Source organism: Noviherbaspirillum phoenicis (assembly GCF_047237965.1).
Lineage (GTDB): Bacteria > Pseudomonadota > Gammaproteobacteria > Burkholderiales > Burkholderiaceae_D > Noviherbaspirillum_A.
Genome location: NZ_JBDFLX010000001.1, coordinates 219,496 through 241,834 on the forward strand (window position 1 = coordinate 219,496; position 22,339 = coordinate 241,834).

The 22,339-nt window shown below is 64.4% G+C and carries 18 protein-coding genes; 6 read left to right on the forward strand and 12 right to left on the reverse strand.

The genetic code is table 11. From position 1 onward, the window contains the following. Nucleotides 1-44: 44 nt before the first annotated feature. On the reverse strand, nucleotides 45-2,264 hold the full coding sequence (locus ABC383_RS00970; RefSeq protein WP_413011153.1) for a YgiQ family radical SAM protein: 2,220 nt from the start codon (nucleotides 2,262-2,264) through the stop codon (nucleotides 45-47). Between the two features lie 219 nt (nucleotides 2,265-2,483). Between ABC383_RS00970 and ABC383_RS00975 the strand changes: the two genes are divergently transcribed. Continuing rightward, nucleotides 2,484-3,410 carry a 3'-5' exonuclease gene (locus ABC383_RS00975; protein ID WP_413011155.1) on the forward strand — a complete coding sequence of 309 codons (927 nt, stop codon included), beginning with the start codon at nucleotides 2,484-2,486 and terminating at the stop codon, nucleotides 3,408-3,410. Between the two features lie 18 nt (nucleotides 3,411-3,428). On the opposite strand, the gene ABC383_RS00980 is transcribed toward ABC383_RS00975, so the two are convergent. Next, nucleotides 3,429-3,791 (reverse strand): hypothetical protein, encoded by a 363-nt coding sequence (locus tag ABC383_RS00980; protein WP_413011156.1) that lies wholly within the window; start codon nucleotides 3,789-3,791, stop codon nucleotides 3,429-3,431. A gap of 129 nt (nucleotides 3,792-3,920) precedes the next feature. Then, complete coding sequence (locus tag ABC383_RS00985) at nucleotides 3,921-4,238, reverse strand: hypothetical protein (protein ID WP_413011158.1); 318 nt, start codon at nucleotides 4,236-4,238, stop codon at nucleotides 3,921-3,923. Between the two features lie 16 nt (nucleotides 4,239-4,254). Here ABC383_RS00985 and ABC383_RS00990 point away from each other — a divergent pair, with 16 nt between their 5' ends. Continuing rightward, nucleotides 4,255-4,764 (forward strand): hypothetical protein, encoded by a 510-nt coding sequence (locus ABC383_RS00990; RefSeq protein ID WP_413011160.1) that lies wholly within the window; start codon nucleotides 4,255-4,257, stop codon nucleotides 4,762-4,764. A 293-nt stretch (nucleotides 4,765-5,057) separates the two neighbouring features. Further along, on the forward strand, nucleotides 5,058-7,061 hold the full coding sequence (locus ABC383_RS00995; protein ID WP_413011162.1) for an acetoacetate--CoA ligase: 2,004 nt from the start codon (nucleotides 5,058-5,060) through the stop codon (nucleotides 7,059-7,061). Between the two features lie 33 nt (nucleotides 7,062-7,094). On the opposite strand, the gene ABC383_RS01000 is transcribed toward ABC383_RS00995, so the two are convergent. Continuing rightward, nucleotides 7,095-9,020: an AsmA family protein gene (locus ABC383_RS01000; protein ID WP_413011164.1), complete on the reverse strand. Its 1,926-nt coding sequence runs from the start codon at nucleotides 9,018-9,020 to the stop codon at nucleotides 7,095-7,097. A gap of 247 nt (nucleotides 9,021-9,267) precedes the next feature. Here ABC383_RS01000 and ABC383_RS01005 point away from each other — a divergent pair, with 247 nt between their 5' ends. Further along, entirely contained in the window at nucleotides 9,268-10,770 is a 1,503-nt protein-coding gene (locus ABC383_RS01005) for a hypothetical protein (RefSeq protein ID WP_413011165.1), read from the forward strand. Nucleotides 10,771-10,805: 35 nt separating this feature from the next. Here ABC383_RS01005 and ABC383_RS01010 read toward each other — a convergent pair whose 3' ends face one another. After that, nucleotides 10,806-11,606 (reverse strand): DUF429 domain-containing protein, encoded by an 801-nt coding sequence (locus tag ABC383_RS01010; protein WP_413011167.1) that lies wholly within the window; start codon nucleotides 11,604-11,606, stop codon nucleotides 10,806-10,808. A 324-nt stretch (nucleotides 11,607-11,930) separates the two neighbouring features. Here ABC383_RS01010 and ABC383_RS01015 point away from each other — a divergent pair, with 324 nt between their 5' ends. Continuing rightward, nucleotides 11,931-14,051: a hypothetical protein gene (locus tag ABC383_RS01015; RefSeq protein WP_413011169.1), complete on the forward strand. Its 2,121-nt coding sequence runs from the start codon at nucleotides 11,931-11,933 to the stop codon at nucleotides 14,049-14,051. 183 nt (nucleotides 14,052-14,234) lie between these two features. On the opposite strand, the gene minE is transcribed toward ABC383_RS01015, so the two are convergent. Genes minE through minC form a run of 3 tightly spaced genes read right to left on the reverse strand, consistent with a single transcriptional unit; the run spans nucleotide 14,235 to nucleotide 16,136 of the window. Further along, the gene (minE, locus tag ABC383_RS01020; RefSeq protein WP_194714512.1) at nucleotides 14,235-14,495 is read right to left on the reverse strand and encodes a cell division topological specificity factor MinE; all 261 of its coding nucleotides are present in this window, start codon (nucleotides 14,493-14,495) and stop codon (nucleotides 14,235-14,237) included. Between the two features lies 1 nt (nucleotide 14,496). Beyond that, nucleotides 14,497-15,312, reverse strand: coding sequence for a septum site-determining protein MinD (minD, locus tag ABC383_RS01025; protein WP_413011171.1), 816 nt, complete (start codon nucleotides 15,310-15,312; stop codon nucleotides 14,497-14,499). 38 nt (nucleotides 15,313-15,350) lie between these two features. Further along, nucleotides 15,351-16,136, reverse strand: coding sequence for a septum site-determining protein MinC (minC, locus tag ABC383_RS01030; protein ID WP_413011173.1), 786 nt, complete (start codon nucleotides 16,134-16,136; stop codon nucleotides 15,351-15,353). Between the two features lie 290 nt (nucleotides 16,137-16,426). Here minC and ABC383_RS01035 point away from each other — a divergent pair, with 290 nt between their 5' ends. Further along, nucleotides 16,427-16,834 carry a hypothetical protein gene (locus ABC383_RS01035; protein ID WP_413011175.1) on the forward strand — a complete coding sequence of 136 codons (408 nt, stop codon included), beginning with the start codon at nucleotides 16,427-16,429 and terminating at the stop codon, nucleotides 16,832-16,834. Nucleotides 16,835-16,918: 84 nt separating this feature from the next. Here ABC383_RS01035 and ABC383_RS01040 read toward each other — a convergent pair whose 3' ends face one another. From ABC383_RS01040 to ABC383_RS01055, 4 genes are all read right to left on the reverse strand, one after another. Continuing rightward, the gene (locus ABC383_RS01040; protein ID WP_413011177.1) at nucleotides 16,919-18,061 is read right to left on the reverse strand and encodes an acyl-CoA dehydrogenase family protein; all 1,143 of its coding nucleotides are present in this window, start codon (nucleotides 18,059-18,061) and stop codon (nucleotides 16,919-16,921) included. 3 nt (nucleotides 18,062-18,064) lie between these two features. Then, nucleotides 18,065-19,261 (reverse strand): acyl-CoA dehydrogenase family protein, encoded by a 1,197-nt coding sequence (locus tag ABC383_RS01045; RefSeq protein WP_413011178.1) that lies wholly within the window; start codon nucleotides 19,259-19,261, stop codon nucleotides 18,065-18,067. A 20-nt stretch (nucleotides 19,262-19,281) separates the two neighbouring features. After that, entirely contained in the window at nucleotides 19,282-20,460 is a 1,179-nt protein-coding gene (locus tag ABC383_RS01050; protein WP_194714506.1) for an acyl-CoA dehydrogenase, read from the reverse strand. 72 nt (nucleotides 20,461-20,532) lie between these two features. Continuing rightward, nucleotides 20,533-22,074 (reverse strand): 3-hydroxyacyl-CoA dehydrogenase, encoded by a 1,542-nt coding sequence (locus ABC383_RS01055; protein WP_413011180.1) that lies wholly within the window; start codon nucleotides 22,072-22,074, stop codon nucleotides 20,533-20,535. Nucleotides 22,075-22,339 lie beyond the last annotated feature (265 nt).

Sequence of the window (22,339 nt, forward strand, 5' to 3'; positions counted from 1 at the left end):
GCCGGCATTGCCTGGCCACTGCCGGCATTTCCGCACAATCCTGATTACACGGTCCGCCCCGACTTGCGCGCCCCCTTGGCCGCGACGCCGGCGCGCACCGGCTGCCGCTGCACGGCCGCGCCCGGACGGGGCCGGTTCTGGCCGAACTTGCGCGCCAGCTTGTCCGGTCCCGGCGTTTCGCGCTTGCGTTCGATGGCTTGCAGGCCAAGCGTCGGGGCGCTGCGCGGCACCAGGTGCTGCGGACCGTTGCCGATCAGGTCGGAACGGCCCATGCGATGCAGGCCTTCCCGCAGGATTTCCCAGTTGGCCGGGTCGTGATAGCGCAGGAAAGCCTTGTGCAGCTTGCGGACCTTGCCGGCCCGCACCGTCTCCACGATTTCCGACTCGTCCGTCACCTTGTGCAGCGGGTTCTTGCGGGTGTGGTACATCGCGGTGGCCAGCGCCATCGGCGTGGGCAGGAAGGTCTGCACCTGGTCCAGGCGGAAATCGTTCTTCTTCAGCCATAGCGCCAGGTTTAGCATGTCCTCGTCCGTCGTGCCCGGGTGGGCGGCGATGAAGTAGGGGATCAGGTATTGCTCCTTGCCTGCTTCCTTGGAGAAGCGCTCGAACATTTCCTTGAACGCATGGTAGGCGCCCATGCCGGGCTTCATCATCTTCGACAGCGGGCCGGTTTCCGAATGCTCGGGCGCGATCTTCAGCAGGCCGCCCACATGATGGGTGACCAGTTCCTTCACATATTCGGGCGAGCGCACCGCCAGGTCGTAGCGCAGGCCGGAACTCACCAGAATCTTCTTGATGCCCGGAATGGCGCGCGCCTTTCGGTACAGCTGGATCAGCTTGCCGTGGTCAGTGCCGAGGTTGGAGCAGATGGTCGGATACACGCAGGACAGGCGCCGGCAGGATTCCTCGATCTTCTTGTCCTTGCAGGCCAGACGGTACATGTTGGCGGTGGGGCCGCCGAGGTCGGAAATGGTGCCGGTGAAGCCCTTGGTCTTGTCGCGTATCAGTTCGATCTCGCGCAGGATGGACGGCTCCGACCGGCTCTGGATGATGCGTCCCTCATGCTCCGTGATCGAGCAGAAGGTGCAACCGCCAAAGCAGCCGCGCATGATGTTGACCGAGAAGCGGATCATTTCCCAGGCCGGAATGCGGGCCTTGCCGTAACGCGGATGCGGCGAGCGCGCATAGGGCATGTCGAAGACGAAGTCCATTTCATCCATGGCCAGCGGCAGCGGCGGCGCATTCAGCCAGACGTCGCGCTCGCCATGCTGCTGCACCAGGGCGCGGGCATTGCCGGGATTCGATTCCAGGTGAAACACCCGCGATGCATGGGCATACATCACCGCGTCATCCTTGACCTGCTCGAAGGAGGGCAGGCGCACCACGGTCTTGCTGCGCACTTCCTTCAGCGCCGCCATGCGCTCCTCGCGCGACAGGATCAGCACCGGCTTGGGCGCTTCCGGCGCCGCCTCGGTCTTGCAGGACGCGTCTTCCTTGGATTTCATTTCGTACGGGTCCGGATGCGCATCGACTCGGCCCGGCGTGTCGATGCGGGTCGAGTTCGCCTCGCTCCAGTCCGGCGCCGGCTTCCAGCCATGCGGCACCATGAAGGCGGTGCCGCGCAGGTCGCGGATGGACTTGAGGCTTTCGCCGGCGGCGACGCGGTGCGTCAATGCGATCAGCGCCCGTTCGGCATTGCCGAAGATCAGGATGTCGGCCTTGGAGTCCGGCAGCACCGAGCGCTTGACCTTGTCCGACCAGTAGTCGTAATGGGCGATCCGGCGCAGGCTGGCCTCGATGCTGCCGATCACCACGCCGACTTCCGGATAAGCTTCGCGCACCCGCTGTGCGTAGACCACCACCGCACGGTCCGGGCGCTTGTCCGGTTCGCCATTGGGCGTGTAGGCATCCTCGGAGCGGATCTTCCGGTCGGAGGTGTAGCGGTTGATCATCGAGTCCATATTGCCGGCGGTGATGCCGAAATACAGATTAGGCCGGCCCAGCGCCCGGAAGTCGTCCACCGACAGCCAGTTTGGCTGGGTGATGATGCCGACGCGGAAGCCCTGCGCTTCCAGCAGCCGCCCGACCAGCGCCATGCCGAAGCTGGGATGGTCGATGTAGGCGTCGCCGGTGACCAGGATCACGTCGCAGCTGTCCCAGCCCAGCGCATCCATTTCCGCCCGGGTGGTGGGCAGGAAAGCCGCCGGCTTGACATAGTCGGGACGATAACGCGGATAGGAACGGATGTTTTTCGGTGCTTCCATGGGGCCAATGAAGGTAAGCGCATGCGCCGCGGCTGGCGATGCGGGTAGGTGGAATTTCGGGGAAGGCGAGAGTATGACAGCTTTATCGAAAACTGGCCGGATACCGCCAAAAAGCCGGGAAGTCAAGCCGGCGAAATGGCGCACAGTGTTGCCTTCCTGCCTCGTTGGCGAAGATAAAACATCTTATACTCGCCGCCTGTTCTATCACCGCCCAACCGTATGTCCGAATCCGATTTTCTCCCCGCCATCGATGTCGAGCGCCTGGCGCAACAGCTGGAAGGCCATGCCGATTACCGCGTCTTGCGCAGGCTGGCCGAGCGCCGCTGCTATGCCGAGCCGGACGGCAGGCCGCTGGCCCGTGGCGTGGTGGTGGATACGGAAACCACCGGATTGTCGCTGGAAGTGGATGCGATCATTGAATTTGCCATGGTGGTGTTCGAATTCGACCGGGAAAGCGGGCAGGTCTACCGGATATTGGACATCCTCGACGAACTGGAAGATCCGGGCCGGCCGATACCGCCGGCGTCGACCGCGGTGCATGGCATTACCGATGACATGGTGGCTGGCAAGCGCATCGACGATGCGCGGGTGGCTGCCTTGTTGGACGGGGTGGAACTGGTGATTGCGCACAATGCGCGCTTCGACCGTCCGTTCCTGGAAGCGCGCCTGCCTGTCTTCGAAACCCTGCCGTGGGCCTGCTCGCTGCAGCAGGTGTCCTGGGCGGAGGAAAGCATGGCCTCGGCCAAGCTCGAATATCTGGCTTACCGCCTCGGCTTCTTCTTCGACGCTCACCGGGCGCAGGCGGACTGCCTGGCCTTGCTGGAATTGCTGCAAAAACCTCTGCCGGTGTCCGGCCGCCTCGGCCTGGCCTGCATGCTGGAACAGGCCCATGTGCGCGATTTCCGTGTCTATGCGCTGCGTGCGCCGTTCGACAGCAAGGACATGCTCAAGGCGCGTTCCTACCGTTGGGATGGCGAACGCCGCTGCTGGCACCGCACGCTGGCGGGGGAGTTGATGGCGGACGAGATCGCCTGGCTCAAGACGCATGTGTACGGCGGCCGGGCTACCAGCCTGGATTTTGAAGCCATGGATGCGCTGTGCCGCTTTTCGCTGCGTCCCGGCAGGGTGTTCAGCCGGGACATCTGATATCCCCAGGAGCCGTGCTTATTTGGGCGGCGCGCCAGGCTTGTCGATAGACTCGGGCGTGGAATGATTGTTGACCTGTCCGGGCATGGGCATCGCGGTTGATTCCTGCTGCTTGTCCAGCGTCTGCGGATTGGCTTGCGACGGGCTGGCGGAGTCGGGAATGGTGGCGGCGGCCGATGGCGCCTGCGGCGCCATGGCGGCATCCTGCTGCGGTAGCGCGGATGGCGGCAAGGCGACGGAGCTGCCCTTGCTTTCTACGGTGGCAGCACCGGGCTGGCTCACCGCCGTTGCCGTGGTCGTCGGCTTGGGCGCATCGCTGCGGTTGCAGCCGGTAAGCACCAGCGCCATCAGGCAAGCCGTCAGGGTCAGCGTTCTTGTCATGTGTGTTTCTCCTGTGTGGCGTGCGGGCAGACGCCTTGCGTCGCATGAGTACGCAAGGATGCAACTATCGAGAGATTTGGAAGCGAAGGAAACAGGGCGGACGCTGGGTCCGCCCTGGTCGGGCAGGGATTAACGACGCAGCAGTCGGCTGATGATGTAGCCGGCGCCGGCGGCGATCGCCAGTGCCGTCATCGGCTTCTCACGCACGCGCACGCGGGTGTCGGCAATGACCTGGTCCTGCAGGTCCTTCATCTGGCCTGCCTTTTCCGTCATCTTGCTGGCCGCCTGCGATGCAGCGGTCGACATCTTGTCGACGGCAACATGAGCCGTGCTGGACAGCTTTTCAACGGTCGGACGGGCGGCTTCAGCTGCCTTGTCTATCGTGTCATGGGCCGTGGTCTTGACCTCGTCCACACGCTCCTTCACCGCGGTGGCGGAACCGCCCATCGAACCCGGCGCCGGCGTGGTGCTGGAAGCGGTGCCGGTTGACGGGGTGCTGGACGACGATGTGCCGGTGGAGCCGGTCGAACCGGTCGAACCGGTCGAACCGGTAGAACCCGTGGAGCCCGTCGATCCGCTGGAGCCCGTCGATCCGGTCGAACTGGTCGCGGGTTTGGCAGTGGTCGAGCCGGCGACGCCGCTGCCGGTGGTGGAACCCGTCGATCCGGTCGTGCCGCTGGAGCCGGTGGATGCGGTGGAACCGGTCGAACCCATCGAGGTGCCCGAGCCGGAGGTGCCTGCCGAACCCGGCGTCGACGTGCCGCTGGTGCTGGCGCCGGAAGTCGGGAAGCTGCTGCCGCTCGTGGTCGACGGCTTCTGCGTCGTGCTGCCGCTGGTGGAACTGGACGAGCCGCCCGTGGAGCCGGAGGTCGAACCGGTGCTGCTGCCTGGCATATTCTTGCTGGTATCCACCATGATGCTTTCCTTTATAAAATTCGACGATCAAACATCCGCTATGCGGACCGGGGTATAAGGCAAGGCGAGCCGACGCACCGTTTGCTGAAATGCCGGCACGCCGAAGCATACAGCTTTGCCATTCATTGAAATAAAGATAAAACATTTACGCCTGTGGATTCGGTTCGCTACCGAACACAATCCTGACGTTTATTGAAATGGCAAGGCCATCTCACTATCTATCATCCACACGCCGGCATGGCATTGCGCCGAATTAAAGCGCCACCCCGTCGGGCGATAGCCGCCTACCTGCCATTTTTGCGTTACTCTTTCGCAAACCTTTCACGACAATAACGAGACGGAGCACACCTGATGTCCATCGAGCAGCCAACACCCCTCTGGTCGCCATCCCCCGAACGCATTGCCGGCAGCCGGCTCAATGATTACCTGCAGTGGCTGGCGCGCGAAAAGCAGCTGCCGTTTTCCAGTTACGACGCCTGCTGGCAGTGGTCGGTCAGCCATCTCGAAGATTTCTGGGAATCGATCTGGCAGTACTTCGACCTCAGGAGTTCGGCCCCCTACACCCGGGTGCTGGGCGAGCGCAGGATGCCCGGCGCGACATGGTTCGAAGGCGTCCGGCTCAATTTCGCCGAGCAGGTATTTCGCTTCCACACCGACGACGCGGCAGCCGATGCGCCCGCCATCATTTCCCGTTCCGAACTGCGCGGCTTGTCGCAGCTGTCCTGGCGCGAGCTGCGCAACCAGATTACGGCGGTCGCCAATGCACTGCGCGCGCTCGGCATCGGCCCGGGCGACCGGGTGGTGGCGTATCTGCCCAACATCCCGGAAACGGCGATCGCCTTCTATGCCTGCGCCAGCATCGGCGCCATCTGGTCCAGCTGCTCGCCCGACATGGGCCATGCCAGCGTGCTCGACCGCTTTCGCCAGATCGACCCCAAGCTGCTGCTGGCGGTCGATGGCTACCGCTACGGCGGCCGCGACTTCGACCGCATGGAAGTCGTGGGCACGCTGCGCGAGGCGCTGCCGACACTGGAACATACCGTGCTGCTGCCTTACCTGAACCAAAGCGCCGCGCTGGAAGGCGCCATGCCGTGGCAGGCGCTGCTGGACCATCCGGCTGCCCGGTCGCAGCCTATCCGTTTCGAACAGCTGCCGTTCGATCATCCGCTGTGGATCCTGTATTCCTCCGGCACCACCGGCATGCCCAAGCCCATCGTGCATGGCCATGGCGGCGCGCTGATCGAGAGCGTCAAGGGCCATGCGCTCCAGCTCGACCTGGGCGAGCGCGACCGCTTCCTGTGGTTTTCCACCACCGGCTGGATCATGTGGAATTCCCAGGTCACGGGCCTGCTGGTGGGAGCCACGATCTGCATCTACGACGGCAATCCCGGCTATCCGGACCTGGGTACGCTGTGGCGCTTCGCCGGCGAGACCGGCCTGACCTTCATCGGCGCCGGCGCCGCCTATTTCGCCAACTGCATGAAGGCCGGCCTGGAGCCGGCGCAGATCGCCGACCTGACGCCGCTGCGCGCGGTCGGCGTCACCGGCTCGCCGCTGTCGGTCGAAGGCTATGAATGGATCTACCGCCATGTGAAGGACGACCTGCTGCTGGCCGTGATCAGCGGCGGCACCGATATCGCCGCTTCCTTCGTCGGCGCCTGCCCGATCCTGCCGGTGTATGCCGGCGAGATGCAGGCGCGCAGCCTCGGCATCGCCGTCTACGCCCTGGACGATCAGGGCAACAAGCTCGACGATGCGGTCGGCGAGCTGGTGGTCACCGAGCCGATGCCGTCGATGCCGCTCTACTTCTGGAACGATGCCGGCAACAAGCGCTACCTGGAAAGCTACTTCGAAACCTATCCGGGCCTGTGGCGCCATGGCGACTGGCTGCGCATCACGCCGCGCGGCGGCGCCATCATCTATGGCCGCTCCGACACCACCATCAACCGCCATGGCATACGGATGGGCACGGCCGAGATCTACCGCGTGGTGGAGGACCTGCCGGACGTGCTGGACAGCCTGGTGGTGGACCTGGAATACCTGGGCCGCGACTCCTGGATGCCGCTGTTCGTGGTGCTGCGCGAGGGCGTGAGGCTGGACGCGGCGCTGGAACAGCGCATCCGCGAGCGCATCCGCACCGAACTGTCGGCGCGCCATGTGCCCAACGACATCTACCAGGTCGAGCAGGTGCCGCGCACCCTGACCGGCAAGAAGATGGAGCTGCCGGTCAAGAAACTGTTCCTGGGCATGCCGGTGGAGCAGGTCGCCAACCGCGATGCAATGGCCAACCCGGACAGCCTGGACTACTACATGGCGCTGGCCCGGCAGCGCAGTGCCGGCGCTGCCGGCGCATAGGCTGACGGCCTGGCGTGAAGGCTGGCGCCCGCGTTACCTGGCCGCGGCGCGCCGTTCCTGCAGCGCCGCCTCGCATGGATTGGCCGCCGGATTGACCGCATCCCAGGCGGCGGTGGCGACCACGCTCAGGCCGCCGGTCAGCACCGCTGCGCCGAGCCGCGCCAGCGCTCCCGGGCTGGAAGGATCGAGCGCCATTTTCGGCTTGGCCAGCGGGCCGGCGATCGCCACATCGCCGCTGACCAGCGCCACGCCCAGGCTGATGCCGTTGCGGGCGCGCACCCTGCCGCGCAGGTCCACATCCTGCTGCCGCAGATCGACGCTGCCTCGCGTGAGCAGCTGGCTGGCATCGCTGCGGGCGCCCACCAGAGCGCCATCCGCCTGGCCATGGCGCAGCGGCAGCCGGGCGGAGAAGCACTGCAGCCGCAGCTGGCTGGCGTCGCGCTCGGAAAACAGCGGAAACAGATCGGTCAGCAGGCTTTCCGCGTTGCCTGCCTTTTCCGAGCGGATCAGCGCGGCGCCGCCGCGCACGGTGACCAGGCCGTCGGCGCTGGCGGCGAGGTCGCGCTGGGTATCGCCCCTGGCCTGAAGGGCGGCGTGGATGCGCATCGGGCCGCCGGTGACGGGCACCTTGCGTCCGCGTTCGCCGAACCAGCGTTCCAGCGTCACGCCGCTGGCGTCCAGCGTCAGGTCGGCGCCATGCCGCGTTGCATCCAGCTTGAGCTTGCCGCTGGCGCTGCCGCCCAGCAGGGCCATGGAGAAGGGCGCCACATCGATGCGGCCGCCGCCGCCGCGCAGGCTGGCTTCCAGCTGGTCCATGCGTATGCCCGAAGGCAGGCGCAGTTTGTCTACCTTAAGCGTCACTTTGCTGTCAACGCCGGCCAGCGTCTCCAGCGTTTTCCAGGGCAGGGGCGCGCGTCGGAATATCTCGCCCTGAACAAGCGGCGCTGGCGGCGGCCTGCCGGCATCGCGCCGCAATGTCGCCCAGTCAAGGTTGGGTAGCGCGAGATGGCCTTCCAGCCGCGGCTTGCCATTCTCGTGGCGCAATGCGAGGTTGCCGCTGGCTTCGGTGGTGCCCAGCTTCAGTTCCCGGATCTCGAACAGAAGCGCCTGATCGGCGCCGCGCAGCCGCGCCTGCAGCGAGAGCGCCGCCGGGGGCGTATCGGCTGGATCGTCGGCGCTGAAGAAGCCGACGGCCTGCGCCACCGAATCCGCCTGCACCGACAGGTCGGCCGCCGTGGCGGCACTGCCCTGTGCCGACAGCGGCAAGATGCCGGCCAGGGTCGCCGAGGCGGCCGGCAGGCGCAGCACGATGCGCCCCTTGCTCGATGCGCCGGCCTGGCCGGCTTGCGACAGGTCCGCCATCTCCGCCTCCAGGCGCATTTGCTGCGATCCCCGCAGCAGTTCGGCGTGCAGCTGCGCATTGCGCCAGCCCGGCGCCGAACGGGCGTCCAGCGACTGGATGGTCCATGGATGTTCGCCAGCCGGACTGCGGTAGACAAGGTCGACCTTGTCGGCGCGCAGTTCTCCCAGGTCCTTCCAGTGCGCGCCGGAGGCGTTGCCATCGGGGCTGATGTGCCAGCTGTGTTTGCCGTCGTCGGCGGTTTCGAGATGGATGGCTGCCTGTCGTACCAGGATCGCGCCGGGCGCCAGCCTGGCTGACAGCAGTGCCCGCCACGACAGTCGCACATCGACCTGATCAGCCTGGACCATGTCGCGGTGTTGCGCCCAGTCCGGATTAGATAGGGCAACACCGGTGGCGCGCAGGGACGGCACCGGCAGCCAGCGCACCGATAGCGTGTCGATGCGCAGCTGGCGCCCGGTAGCGGCATGTACCCGGTCCTGCGCCATCACGATGAGGGCCTGCTGATCCAACAGCAGGTGGGCGGCAAGGATTGCGCTGCCCAGCACTGCCGCTGCCAGCATTGCGATTCCGAACGCCTTGCCGCGCCAGCCAGCCATACAGATTCCTTAGGGTCGATTGATCAGGGCACGCTGCAAGCCTGCATTGTAGGCACATAGCGCTCTTGTTCAGTTGACAACGGCCGTCACATCGGCAATCCGTCAACAGTCGTGTTCAGCCAGATTCTGGAGGACTGCGCGAAGACGAGCGCCATGAAGCGGGCTGCGGCAAGGAACAAGACCGGCCTGACTTGGACAAAGAGGGCGGCTTTGAAAGCCTTCCCACACTTCTTATGGAGGAAAGAAAATGGCCATCAATTTCACGGAGCAGGTGCGCGACAAGTCCCGCGTCGAAAACCCTGCAACAAACACCGAAGCCAGCCGGCCGGCATCGCAGCCGCCTGCTTCCGGCATCGCCATCAGGTCGCTATCGGAACGTCAGCCAGCGCCGCCGCTGCTGTGTAACGCCGCGGCCAATCAGCGCAATTCAATCGCAGCCGGCAGCCCGGGCAATCGCAAGATGGGGCAAGCCAGCCGGTCGCTATCCGACGCTTCCCGGCTGCACTCTCCGCTGTCGGCCAAGCTGATACGCAAGATAGAGCGCCTGACCGGGGACGAGGAGGAGAAAAGCAAACGTTCCCTGCTCAGGCTGCACGGCAGCGATACCGGCCATGTCGATGACATGCTGGCGCCGCTCAAGATCAACTGGCTCGTCTCGGTGGATGATTCGGTCGCCTCAGGCGAACTCAGCAGGGCCACGCCGCCGCCGGGCTGCACTCTGTCGGCGGAAGGGAAATGCGTCTTTCCGGTACTGGAGGTGCCGCAGCTGCCGCCGCGGCGCGAGCTGACACCCACCGAAGCCTTTTTCACCTACCCCGGCCCAGGCGCCAACAACCTTGGCTATGCCCAATGGATGCAGTCGCATCCTCTGCATCGCGTGTTCCGGCAGGTCTATCCGCTCCATGAAGCGATCAGCTCGCTGGGGCAGCCTGTCGAGACGCCCATGCATGCCCTGTTGAGAGGCGGCATCTGGAAGCCGCTGAGCTTATACCACACGCTGATGGTGCTGGTGGAAGACGCTGCAAGCGAAGGCCGTTCCAGTGCGTTTGAAACCTTGTTCCGCAACGCCGTGGCGGTCAGTCGCCAGGCTGACGGCTTATTGAAGAAACAGGCGGATTTTTTCAGCCGTTTTTTCAGCGTGCTGATTGCGCTTGGGAACCAGGTGGGAAATGCGGACAACGAGCGCCTCATTGAAACCTTGAGGCAGGAATGGCTGGAAACGGATTTCAACGTCCTGTCCGGCCATGTCGAAACCCATGCGCCGCAAGCGTATTGGCAAGCCGCCGAGCCTGCGCGCATGCAGGCTTCCGGCAGGCGCAGCCTGGCCGATGCGCTGGGGCAGGGCGACATGTCGCCTCGTAAAAGGCAGAAGACGGGTCATGACCGGGACGCTTCCACGGCCGACAGCAAGGGTCAAGCGGCTTTCGCGCTGCAAGCGCCGGGTTCGCCCTGCCAGGATGGGCTGCGCACGCCAGATGCGGACGACAACGCCGAGCGCTCGCCCCCCCTGGAAGGCAAGCGCACTCCGGTCGGGTCGCGCAGCCTTTCATGGAATACACCCCCTCTGAAACGCAAACCCAGGATGGCCGAACTGCCATTCAAGGCATGGGTGGCAAGCGCCTCCACCAAAGAGGCGGGCGCATCGCCGGCCACTGCCCGGCCACCGTCCGGCCAGCTAGCCAGCGGCGCATTGGCGTCCGGCGCAGCCATCACGCCGGCGGACCCGCACGGCGGGCAGTTGTCCAACTAGCGACGTGGCGTTGCCGGGGTGCGGATGGCAGGCGCCTAAGCGCCAACGATCCAGCCTTCCAGCGCATCGAACGGGGGCAGGCCGTAGCGCGCCTCCCGTCTCTGCCAAGCCCAGGCGGCAAGAATCCCGCATAGCACCGCGTCGAGCAGGTCTGCGCTGCCGTCGTCGATCAGCGCAGACCTGAAGCGGCCGGCGTCGAGCTTCACGGCCCATCGGTGCTGGCCGGCTTCAAGCGCCGCGACGATGCGTTCGCGGGCATCGCGGCGCGCCGGCGTCTGCTTGCTGGGCTGGTCGTTCTTGTAGGAGTCGCGGGTGATGTCACGCGCCACCATGCCGGGGTAACCCTCCAGCGCAACCCGGTCCGGGTCGCCTGGGTGCAGGTGGTAGATCGTCACGCCCGACGCCAGCAGCTGCGGCACGCCCGCATGCAGCATGTAGGCCACCGGCGGATTGACCCATTTCATCGACGGCGACGAACCGGCGGGATAGTCGGTTGCCCGGTGTGCAAACTTGCCGCCCACGGGACGCGCATCGCAGAAGGCCTTGAAGGTGGTGCGCAGGTCGGCACGGCTCAATGTGCCGAGATGGCGCATCAGCGCTTCCCAGTCGGTGGGCCAGCCCAGGTGCTCCACCAGTTCGCGCGGCAGCGAGAAGGGAAAGTCAAAGGCGCCCAGCCATGGACCCGGCTGGCGCAGCCAGGCATCGAAAGCCGCATGGTCAGGCAGGGAAACCAGCGACGAGAGCACATAGACATCGCCCTGCAGCTCGCCGCTGGCAATGGTGACGCCCTTGCGCCGGCTCGGCGCCGAGGTGTAGTCGATGCCGTGCAGTTTCATGCCAGAGCGCATGCCGCCAACGGTCGGCACATCAGAATCCTCCCGCCGGAGCCTGTATCGCGGCGATATCCGGCGGCAGGCCGTGGGCGCCCGGCATCCAGCCCAGCAGTGCCGAGGCAGCGTAGGCGCACAGGCCCAGTACGGCGAAGAGGGCGAGCAGACAGTAGAGGAGTCGGAGCCTGGGATTCATGGCAATTGGCGAAATAACTGGCGGTAATGGCTGGATTATTACGTGACTTTCTTGCAATCGGCAGTGCGATGGCGCACAGAGCGAAACCAGTGGGCAGGTTGGAACTCTTCCTGTGTCGCGTGGACTCAGGCCGCTTGCTGTTTGTCACCGTAAAAAGGAGTGTTTCGATGGCCTCGAATTCGAATAAGTCAGTACCAAAAAACAGATCGCCAAGGAAAAACCTCGCGCTTGCTACTGGGCAGACAGGAGGAAATAAGCCCGACGTTCCTCACCGGGGCCAGGGAGCCGGCGCACCGGTGGTCCAGGGCCGCGGCAGCAATCCGGCAAGCCTACTGAACGCGGCGTTCCCGCCGGCGGACCGCGTGGCGAACATGGACCGTCCTTCCATCACGACAGCGGTGAATGCCAGCCGCCCGACGATTACCACCACCACGAATTCCACTGCCACGACCGTAACAAGCACGACCGTCACCAACACGACAACGGTGCCGCAGCAGCGTGTCACGCTATTGAGCCATGACGGCGACTTCGTCTCTCCGGTATGGGACCACTATACCGAGTGCGCCACGCCGATCCATGGCATACGTATGAACGATGCCTGCGGCACTGAACTGGTCAGGCAGATAGGGCGCATACCGTGCACGACAAATTTTTATCCTGCTGATGATGCCTTTATCGACGGCTTCATTGAGGTAGTGCACGGAACTTTTGCTTCCGAAAAAGGCATTGCAGACCTGGAAAAAGAGCAGCAGTGCTGGATCGACCACCAGAAGCGGGTACCATCGGCGCAGCAGGAAAAGCTGAGCGTGTGGATCAAGCTTTTCCAATATGCGTTGATGGCGGCAAAGGCGTTGCACAAGGACGAGGGCCAGGCCGACTGGCCGGACCCGGCCGGGAAGCTCGCCAAGTTGCGTAATCCGATCGATGGGATGCGCAGGAACCTGGCTCGCATCCATCTCGGGGATCTGTCCAGCCAGGACACCAGCTGGCTGGGCGGGACAGGGAACGCGTCCAGCGGATCGCATGCCTCTCCCGCGCCCGACAAGCACCGGCGCACTGGTTCCATGACGGCCTTGCTTCCTTTCCCATCGCCTGGCGGCGGGAAAAAAATGCCTCCGCAGCTTCCCGAGGAAAATATCGAAGGTTTTGATTCCAAGGAAGAAGCGCTGCTTGCCTGGAGGAGGAAAGCCGACAGGCAGTTTGACAAACAGGATGTCAGCCGCTCCCTGTTGCAGTTCTTCGAGCGATCGCTTGGGACCATCTCCACGGACTGGCCCGCCCTTCATTGCATCGCGTACAAATTTCTCGCTTCCATCGTCTTTGCCGAATCGACCCGGGGGATAGGCATCGGCGAAGCGCTGGTCGAGGCGACGGCGAATGAACTGGGCTATGTCAACGAGATATTGATCCTTCGTGAAAAGCTCAAGGCCGTCGTCAGACCCGACTCGGGCGCAACGCCGGAAGACAAACGCTATTGCCAGATGTGGCTCGACTTTTTTGGCAAGGTCAGTGATCTGATGGATTTCAGGCGCGACAATCGGGAAACGGCAATCACCGACTCGCCTGACATGACCCAGACCCTGGCCAACTGTGAAATCGCTTACGACGCCCTGGTGAAAGCGATGCGGCAGGCCGATGAGCTCATGCGCCGGCAGGATGAGGATGCCCGGGCCAAGCAAAAGGCCGAGCGGGCAAAGGAGCGGCGCCGGAAAGGCCGGTCGATGGATTTCCTGATGCCAAGCAAGACGAAAAGGGCAGCACAGCCTTCCGGCACCCGGGATACCGATGCGATTGGCCTGTCGCCGCGGAAAAAAATTGCGAAGGAAGCCCAGCCGCGGGACAAGGTCGCGGGCGAAAAGCCTTCGGTAAAAATGGCGGCGGACATGGACGGCGTGGCGATGCAGGAAGGAGCGCGCGCCCGGAAGAAGTCGCCCGCAGCCGAGAGCTTGCCTGACAGCGGACTTTCGCGAACGAGCCAGCCGACCAGTCCAAAAGGCGGCTCCACACCGAAGCAAAAGTCAGCAACGCTCGAAGTGACGCAGCAGGATGCCGGGCCGGCCCGGGCGGCGGAAAAGAAAAAGGCGATATCCAGGGCAACGCAGGCTGATCAGGAAGGACGCGTCGATGGCCCGAAAATCGAAGAAGGCGACAAGCCCCGGAAAGGCGGCAAGGAGAAAGGCGAGGCGAAGGAGGTAAGGACAGGGAAGAGGGAGAAGACGCCGGCCAAGGTTAGCAAAGGCACGAAGGAAGATTAAGCGATGCCTGTCCCGGGTCCGCTTGTGCTGCAGCGGGCCGGCAGCGCAAGGCTGCTCATGGAATGAAACAACCGCCAGAGTCGCGAAAGGCCTTGCGGCGCCTGGCGATTCTGGCGGTTTTGGAGATCATTGCTGGCGTTGACCATCATGCGGTGTTGCTTCATCAACGTAGCCAGGCCGGCATCAGCGTGGCGCGGCATCCGGCAGCACCACGTTCACATCCAGCACCTCCAGGTTGCCCTGACGATCAAGCGAAATCTTGATGTCGTCGGCATTGACCTTGGTGTACTTGGAAATGACGTCGATCAGTTCCTTGTGCAGGGCCGGCAGGAAGTCAGGTCCCGCGGTGCCATTGCGCTCCCGCGCGATGATGATCTGCAGCCGTTCCTTGGCCGCGTTGGCGGACTTGGGTTTGTTGCTGAACAGGAAAGAGAGCAGGGCCATATCACTTGCCTCTAAAGATTCTCTGGAACAGCCCGGGTTTTTCATAGGTGGTGAAGCGCATCGGCACATCTTCGCCGAGGAAGCGCGACACCACATCCTTGTAAGCCTGCGACACGTCGCTGCCTTCGATGTGGATGGCAGGATTGCCCTGGTTGGAAGCATGCAGGACCGATTCCGACTCGGGAATGATGCCGATCAGCGGAATGCGCAGGATCTCCTGGACGTCGGTATAGGACAGCATCTCGCCGGCTTCGACGCGCTTGGGCACATAGCGCGTGATCAGCAGGTGTTCCTTGACCGGTTCGCCGCCCGACTGGGCACGGCGCGACTTGGCCTGGATGATGCCCAGGATGCGGTCGGAGTCGCGCACCGAGGAGACTTCCGGATTGGTGACGATCACTGCCTCGTCGGCGAAGGTCAGCGCCATCACGGCGCCGCGCTCGATGCCGGCCGGGGAATCGCAGATCACGTATTCGAAGTCCATCGCGGCCAGGTCTTTCAGCACCCGCTCCACGCCTTCTTCGGTCAGCGCGTCCTTGTCGCGGGTTTGCGATGCCGGCAGCACGAACAGGTTTTCGCAATGCTTGTCCTTGATCAGCGCCTGGTTCAGGGTGGCTTCCTGGTTGATCACGTTGATCAGGTCGTATACCACGCGCCGTTCACAGCCCATGATCAGGTCGAGGTTGCGCAGACCGACGTCGAAATCGAGCACGGCGGTCTTGTGGCCGCGCAGAGCCAGGCCGGACGCGAAGCTGGCGCTGGAAGTGGTTTTGCCAACGCCGCCCTTGCCGGACGTTACGACGATTATCTTTGCCACAAACAAACTCCTTTATTAGAAAACGGTGTTGACAACGTTTAACGATGCAATGCGCTCGTCATTGCGATGATTTCTATGCGGTCGCCCAGCAGCCGCACCTGACCAGGCGCATGCGCGAGGTCCTTGGGCAGTCCATCATCGAATGTGCGGTAGTAGCCGGCAATCGACACCAGTTCCGGCTCCATGCTCATGGCGAAAATCCGGGCATTGCTGTCGCCGGAGGCGCCGGCCAGCGCCCGGCCGCGCAGCGGCGCGTAAACATGGATGCTGCCGTCGGCAATCAGTTCAGCGCCATTATTGACCGCGGCGGTGACGATCAGGTCGCAGCCATGGGCATAGACCCGCTGGCCGGCACGCACCGGCGTATCGATGATCATGGCGCCGCGCGCCACAGGCGGCTGTGCCGCAGGCGCTGGCTGTGCCGGCGCAGCCTGCGGCACAGGGGCGGCGGCGGGTGCTGCAGGTGCAGGCTCCGGTACCGCGCGCGGTGTGCCGCGCGGCTTGGCAACCACATCCAGCGACAGGCCATGCGCCAGTATTTCCGCTTCCAGCGGCGGCGGCGCATTGCGCACCGCAACCGGATTGAGGCCATGCGACTTGAACAGCGCAATCAGACCCGGCCAGTCGACGGTCGCAGGCGCGGGCGCCATCGAACCAAGGTCGAGGATGGCGAATTCGCCATCGAAGTAGTCGGCGGCGCCGCCCGTCATTTCCGTCATCGCCGCCTGCAGTACCGGCATGCTGGTATCGCCGAGGATGGCTGCGACCGCGACGACAGTGGAAATCTTGATTTCGATGGGCTTGCGCACTTGGGTATTGGACATAAGAAACCAGGGATGAAGACAAGAGATTTCCGGACCGGCGGACTTGTCGCGCCAGAACGGATATTGCAGGCACTCAATAAAACGGGCCGCGATCCGGCGGCCCACTTGCAAGGGTGCTTGTAACCGCTTGCAGTCCGGCGGCCATTATAACGTCAACCGTTCTGCTTTCTTCTTCCTCTGGCGACATAAAGCGAGCTGAAAATCGTTTTTCCTGCTTGCTGACAGGGCGGCAGAAGCGATGAGTCCGGCATAAAGGTTACAAAGCGAATTTTTTCGAGGAGACAATTCGCATGAACCCAGTCAATCGCTTCGTGCCGGCTGCTTTTCGTGACGCAGGCAGGCACGACGACACCGAGAGCACCGAATCCTGTTCTGAAGAGGAAGTGGCTGCCAACAGGCAATTTGAGCAGACGGTATCGGAACTTGCCCGTGCCCTGATGGCATGGAGTCCCGAACTGATCGGCCCGGATGTGCCGGCCTGCGCGTCCCACCCTGCCGCCGGTGCGCCTGTCGAGTTCCTGACGGAACTGGACGTGCAAACCCGTCCGCGGCTGGCATTGCGGCGGGAGGTGATGGCATGGCTCAAAGGGCTGGGCGGAAACGCGCAGCGACAACAGCAGGTGCTGGACGGCATTGGAGACAACAGCGGGGCCGTCCCGGCGATGGCGCTTTACCAGATGCTGCGGGATATGAACTGAACCGTGGCGGCCTGGCACTGCTCGCCCTGAAGCGCAAAGGCCGCGGATTCCCGCGGCCTTTGCCTGCAGCCTGCGTGGCGGTGCTTACGCCAGCGCCGCCGCCACCTGCTCCAGATGCGTATCGGTGCTGCCGAACTGCATCTCGATGGCCATCAGGCGCTTGAAGTAATGGCTTACGTCGAGTTCGTCGGTGACGCCCATGCCGCCGTGCAGCTGCACCGCCTGCTGGCCGACGAAGCGGCAGGCCTGGCCGACCACCACCTTGGCGGCCGACAGGTCGCGCCGGCGGCGCGCCGGGTCGGTATCGGTGCAGCGCACCGAGGCCAGGTAAGCCATCGACCGCGCCTGCTCGATATGCAGCACCATGTCGGCCATCCTGTGCTGCAGGGCCTGGAATTTGCCGATCGGCACGCCGAACTGCTTGCGGGTGCGAGCGTATTCCACCGTGGCAGCCAGCAGCTTGTCGAGCGCGCCGACGGCTTCGGCGCAGATCGCGGCCAGGCCGACATCGAGCACCTCGCCGATGCGGCCTTCCGCATCGTCGCTGGACTCGCCCAGCAGGGCCTGCGCCGGCAGGCTCACGTTATCGAGCAGGACTTCGCCGCCGATCGCGCCATCGACCATGGTAAAGGGCGTGATGCGCAGGCCGGCCGCATCCCTGGGCACGGCGAACACGGCCATTGCGCCGGGCTGGTCCGGACCCTGGATGCGGGCCGTCACCAGCAGCACGTCGGCCTGGGGCGCATACGCAATCATGCTCTTGCGGCCGTTGAGCACATAGCTGTCGTCGTCCTCGCGGGCGCTGGTCTCGATGGCTTTCCAGTCGAAGCGGCTGGCCGCCTCGTCATGGGCAAACACCGCGATCATTTCGCCGCCGGCCAGTGCAGGCAGCATCGCTTCCTTCTGCGCCGGGCTGCCCAGCGTGGCCAGCGCCCTGGCCGCCATGACCGCGCTGGAGAGGAAAGGCTCCAGCACCAGGCCTTCGCCCAGCGCCGTCATCACCAGCATGGTGTCGATCGCGTTGCCGCCCAGGCCGCCGTCTTCTTCCGGCACGTTCAGCGCCGTCAGGCCGAGGTCGGCCAGACCCTGCCAGACCTTGCGGTCGGCATGGCCTTCACGCGCCGCCTTGGCGCGCTCGCGACGGGTTTCGAAGCTGTAATCCCGGGCGATGAAGCGCCGCGTGGTGTCCTGCAGCATCTGCTGCTCTTCAGTGAATGTGAAGTCCATGTCTTACAGTCCCAGGATCATTTGCGAGATGATGTTCTTCTGAATCTCGTTGGAGCCGCCATAGATCGACAGCTTGCGCATGTTGAGATAGCCGGCGGCCAGCGGCGTGGCGTAGTCGGGGCCGATATGCTCGCCCTGGTAGCCGGCGGCCATCGCCTCGCGCCGCAACTGCAGCGCATAAGGACCGACAGCCTGCGTCAGCAGTTCGGTGATGGCCTGCTGGATCTCGGTGCCCTTGATCTTCAGGATCGAGGCTTCCGGCCCCGGCGCGCGATGCTCCGCTTCCGCCGACAGCACGCGCAGGTTGGTGATCTCCAATGCGGTCAGGTCGACTTCCACCTGCGCCACGCGGGCGGCGAACAGCGGGTCCTTCAGCAGCGGCTTGCCATTCTTCTGCTCCTGCAGCGCAACCCGCTTCAGGCGTCCGAGCTCGCGCTTGGCGATGCCGATGCCGGCGATGTTGGTGCGCTCGTGGCCGAGCAGGAACTTGGCATAGGTCCAGCCCTTGTTCTCCTCGCCGATCAGGTTTTCCACCGGCACCCGCACGTTCTCGAAATAGACTTCGTTGACCTCGTGGGCGCCGTCCATCGTGATGATGGGGCGCACCGTGATGCCGGGCGTGTCCATCTTCACCAGCAGGAAGGAAATGCCGCGCTGCGCCTTGGCTTCGAAGTCGGTGCGCACCAGGCAGAAGATCCAGTCGGCATACTGTCCCAGCGTGGTCCAGGTTTTCTGGCCATTGAGCACGTATTCATTGCCTTCCCGTACCGCGCGCATCTTCAGCGAGGCCAGGTCCGAGCCGGCGCCCGGCTCGGAATAACCCTGGCACCACCATTCCTCGGCCGCCAGGATCTTGGGCAGGAAGCGCTGCTGCTGTGCTGGCGAGCCGAAGGCCATGATGACCGGCGCCACCATCTTCAGGCCGAACGGCACCGCGCGCGGCGCGCCGGCCGCGGCCGACTCTTCCTCGAAGATGTACTGCTGGGTGGCGTTCCAGCCGGTGCCGCCGAACTGCTGCGGCCAGGCCGGCGCAGCCCAGCCCTGCTCATGCAGGATGCGCTGCCAGCGCACGTAGTCGTCACGCTCGACGATCAAACCGCCCAGCACTTTTTTCCGGATGTCGGCCGGCAGCTTTTCCTGCATGAAGCTGCGCACCTGTTCCCGGAATGCGGTTTCTTCCGCTGTGAAATTCAAGTCCATATCAGTCTCCGACGCCGCTCTTAGAACGCGGCGATGCCGGTTTGTTCGCGGCCCAGGATCAGCGCATGGATGTCGTGGGTGCCTTCATAGGTGTTGACCACCTCCAGGTTCACCATGTGGCGGATCACGCCGAACTCGTCCGAGATGCCGTTGCCGCCCAGCATGTCGCGCGCGATGCGGGCCACGTCCAGCGCCTTGCCGCAGGAATTGCGCTTCATGATCGAAGTGATCGAGGTCGCCGCCGTGCCTTCGTCCTTCATCCGGCCCAGCCGCAGGCAGCCCTGCAGGCCCAGCGTGATCTCGGTCTGCATGTCGGCCAGCTTCTTCTGGATCAGCTGGTTGGCCGCCAGCGGCTTGCCGAACTGCTTGCGGTCCAGCACATACTGGCGCGCGGTGTGCCAGCAGGCTTCGGCCGCGCCCAGCGCGCCCCAGGCGATGCCGTAGCGGGCCGAGTTCAGGCAGGTGAACGGGCCCTTCAGGCCGCGCACGTCCGGGAAGGCATTCTCTTCCGGGCAGAACACGCCATCCATCACGATCTCGCCGGTGATCGAGGCGCGCAGGCCGAACTTGCCGTGGATGGCCGGGGCCGACAGGCCCTGCATGCCTTTTTCCAGGATGAAGCCGCGGATCGCGCCTTCGTCGTCCTTGGCCCAGACCACGAACACGTCGGCGATCGGGGAGTTGGAAATCCACATCTTCGCGCCGGACAGCTCATAGCCGCCGTCGACCTTCCTGGCGCGGGTGACCATGGAGCCGGGGTCGGAGCCGTGGTTGGGTTCGGTCAGGCCAAAGCAGCCTATCCATTCGCCGCGGGCCAGCTTGGGCAGGAACTTCTGCTTCTGCTCTTCGGTGCCGAATTCATAGATCGGCACCATCACCAGCGAGGACTGCACGCTCATCATGGAACGGTAGCCGGAATCGACGCGCTCGACTTCGCGAGCGATCAGGCCGTAGCTGACATAGTTCAGGCCGGGGCCGCCGTACTGTTCGGGAATGGTTGGGCCGAGCAGGCCGAGTTCGCCCATTTCACGGAAGATGGCCGGATCGGTGGTTTCATTGCGGAAGGCGTCCAGCACGCGCGGCTGCAGCTTGTCCTGGCAGTAGGCAGCCGCGGCATCGCGCACCATGCGCTCTTCGTCAGTAAGCTGCTGGTCCAGCAGCAGCGGATCGTCCCAGTGGAATTGTGCTTTGGCTTGCATGGCGTTCTCCAGATTGAATGTTCGTTCTAAGACAAGGGTCGGCCGGCGCGACAGGGCGCAGGCCGGTTCGGATCAGACTTCCCGCTGCAGCAGCGACAGGCCGAGTTCGGCGCGGCGCCGCAGCCACTGGCTGGCGCGATAGCGCGGATCGCCGGTTTCCTGCAGCAGGTTGTTCAAGATGGTCAGCACGGTGCGTGTGCCCAGCTCGTCGCCCCAGGCCAGCGGCCCGCGCGGATAGCCCAGGCCCAGCGTGACGGCACGGTCGATATCGGCCGGCTCGGCGATATTCTGCTGCGCAATCTCGGCGGCGATATTGATGATATGCGCCACAACGCGCTGCGACACCAGGCCGCTGCTGTCGCGCACCAGGCTGACCGGCACGCCATCCGCGCCCAAGAGGCCGCGCGCCATCTCGGCATAGGCGGCATCGGTCGCCGGCGTGGTCATGGCCACGCGGCGGCGGGTCAGGTCGAACAGGGTTTCCACGCCGACCGTGCGGCGCGGGTCCAGGCCCTGCGCCACGCAGCAGCGGGTGGCATCGTCGCCCAGCGGCGTAACGAGGCACAGCGCGCGCTCGCTCGGCTTGTCGCCGTCTTCCACGGTCACGCCGGCTGCCTGCAGGAAGGGCGCGATGCGCGCCGCCAGTTCCGGCCGCGCCTGCGACAGCCAGACGGAGGGCGGCAGCGCGGAGGAGGGCGCCGGCTCGGCGGCGACGTCCTTCTTGCCTTCGGCGCTGTAGCGGTAAAAGCCATGGCCGACCTTGCGGCCGACCGCGCCGGCGTCGAGCATCTGGCGCGTCAGATTCTGCGGACGGAAGCGCGGCTCTTCGTAGTATTGGTGGTAGATCGATTCCATTACCGGGTGAGACACGTCCAGGCCGGTCAGGTCCATCAGTTCGCACGGGCCCAGCTTGAAGCCGGGGCCGTCGCGCAGGATGCGGTCCAGGGTCGGGATGTCGGTCACGTTCTCGGCCAGGATGCGCAGGCCCTCGGTGCCGAAGCCGCGGCCGGCGTGATTGACGATGAAGCCCGGCGTGTCCTTGGCGCGCACTGCGGTGTGGCCCCAGTGGCGGCCCAGCGCCAGCATGTAGTCGACGATTTCCGGCGCCGTCATCAGGCCGCCGATCGCTTCGACGATCTTCATCAGCGGCACTGGGTTGAAGAAGTGGAAGCCGGCCACCTGTTCCGGCCGCTTCAGGCCGGCGGCGATCGAGGTCACCGACAGGGAAGACGTATTGGTCGCCAGGATGGCGCCCGGATTGACGATCTCTTCCAGCGTGCGAAACAAGGTCTTCTTCGCTTCGAGCTGTTCGATGATGGCTTCGACGACCACATGGCAGCCGGCCAGCTGCTTCAGGTCGTCGCCGGCATGCAGGCGGGCGATCGCGCTGTCGGCGGCGTCGCGCTGCAGTTTGCCTTTCTCGGTCAGCATATTGAAGGTGCCGGCCAGCGCCTGCCTGGCGGCCTCGGCGGCGCCGGCGCGGGTGTCGTTGAGCCAGACCGTGGCGCCGGCCAGCGCGGCAATCTGGGCAATGCCGCGCCCCATCACGCCGCAGCCGACGATGCCGACGACCAGTTCGGGGGAGCTTGGCTCAGGAAGGTAACTGGATTGCATGCTTGTTCTCCTGGGATGTTCTCTTGTTTCGCCGCGACGCCAGGTCGGGAGTTTTTCAGTGCAAATTTTTATTCTGCACGGTGGAATGCTGTTTGGGCATGCGGAACTCTATGTGAGTGCCATAGAGATGTCAAGAATTGCCGCCCCGCCGCGGACTGATTGATCGGAGGCAATGCTGGCGAATGCAGGCCGTTTACCGCGCTACGCCAATTCACACTAGAATGACGGTTTTGCAGTGCAGAATTCAATTCTGAACCAAATTGAT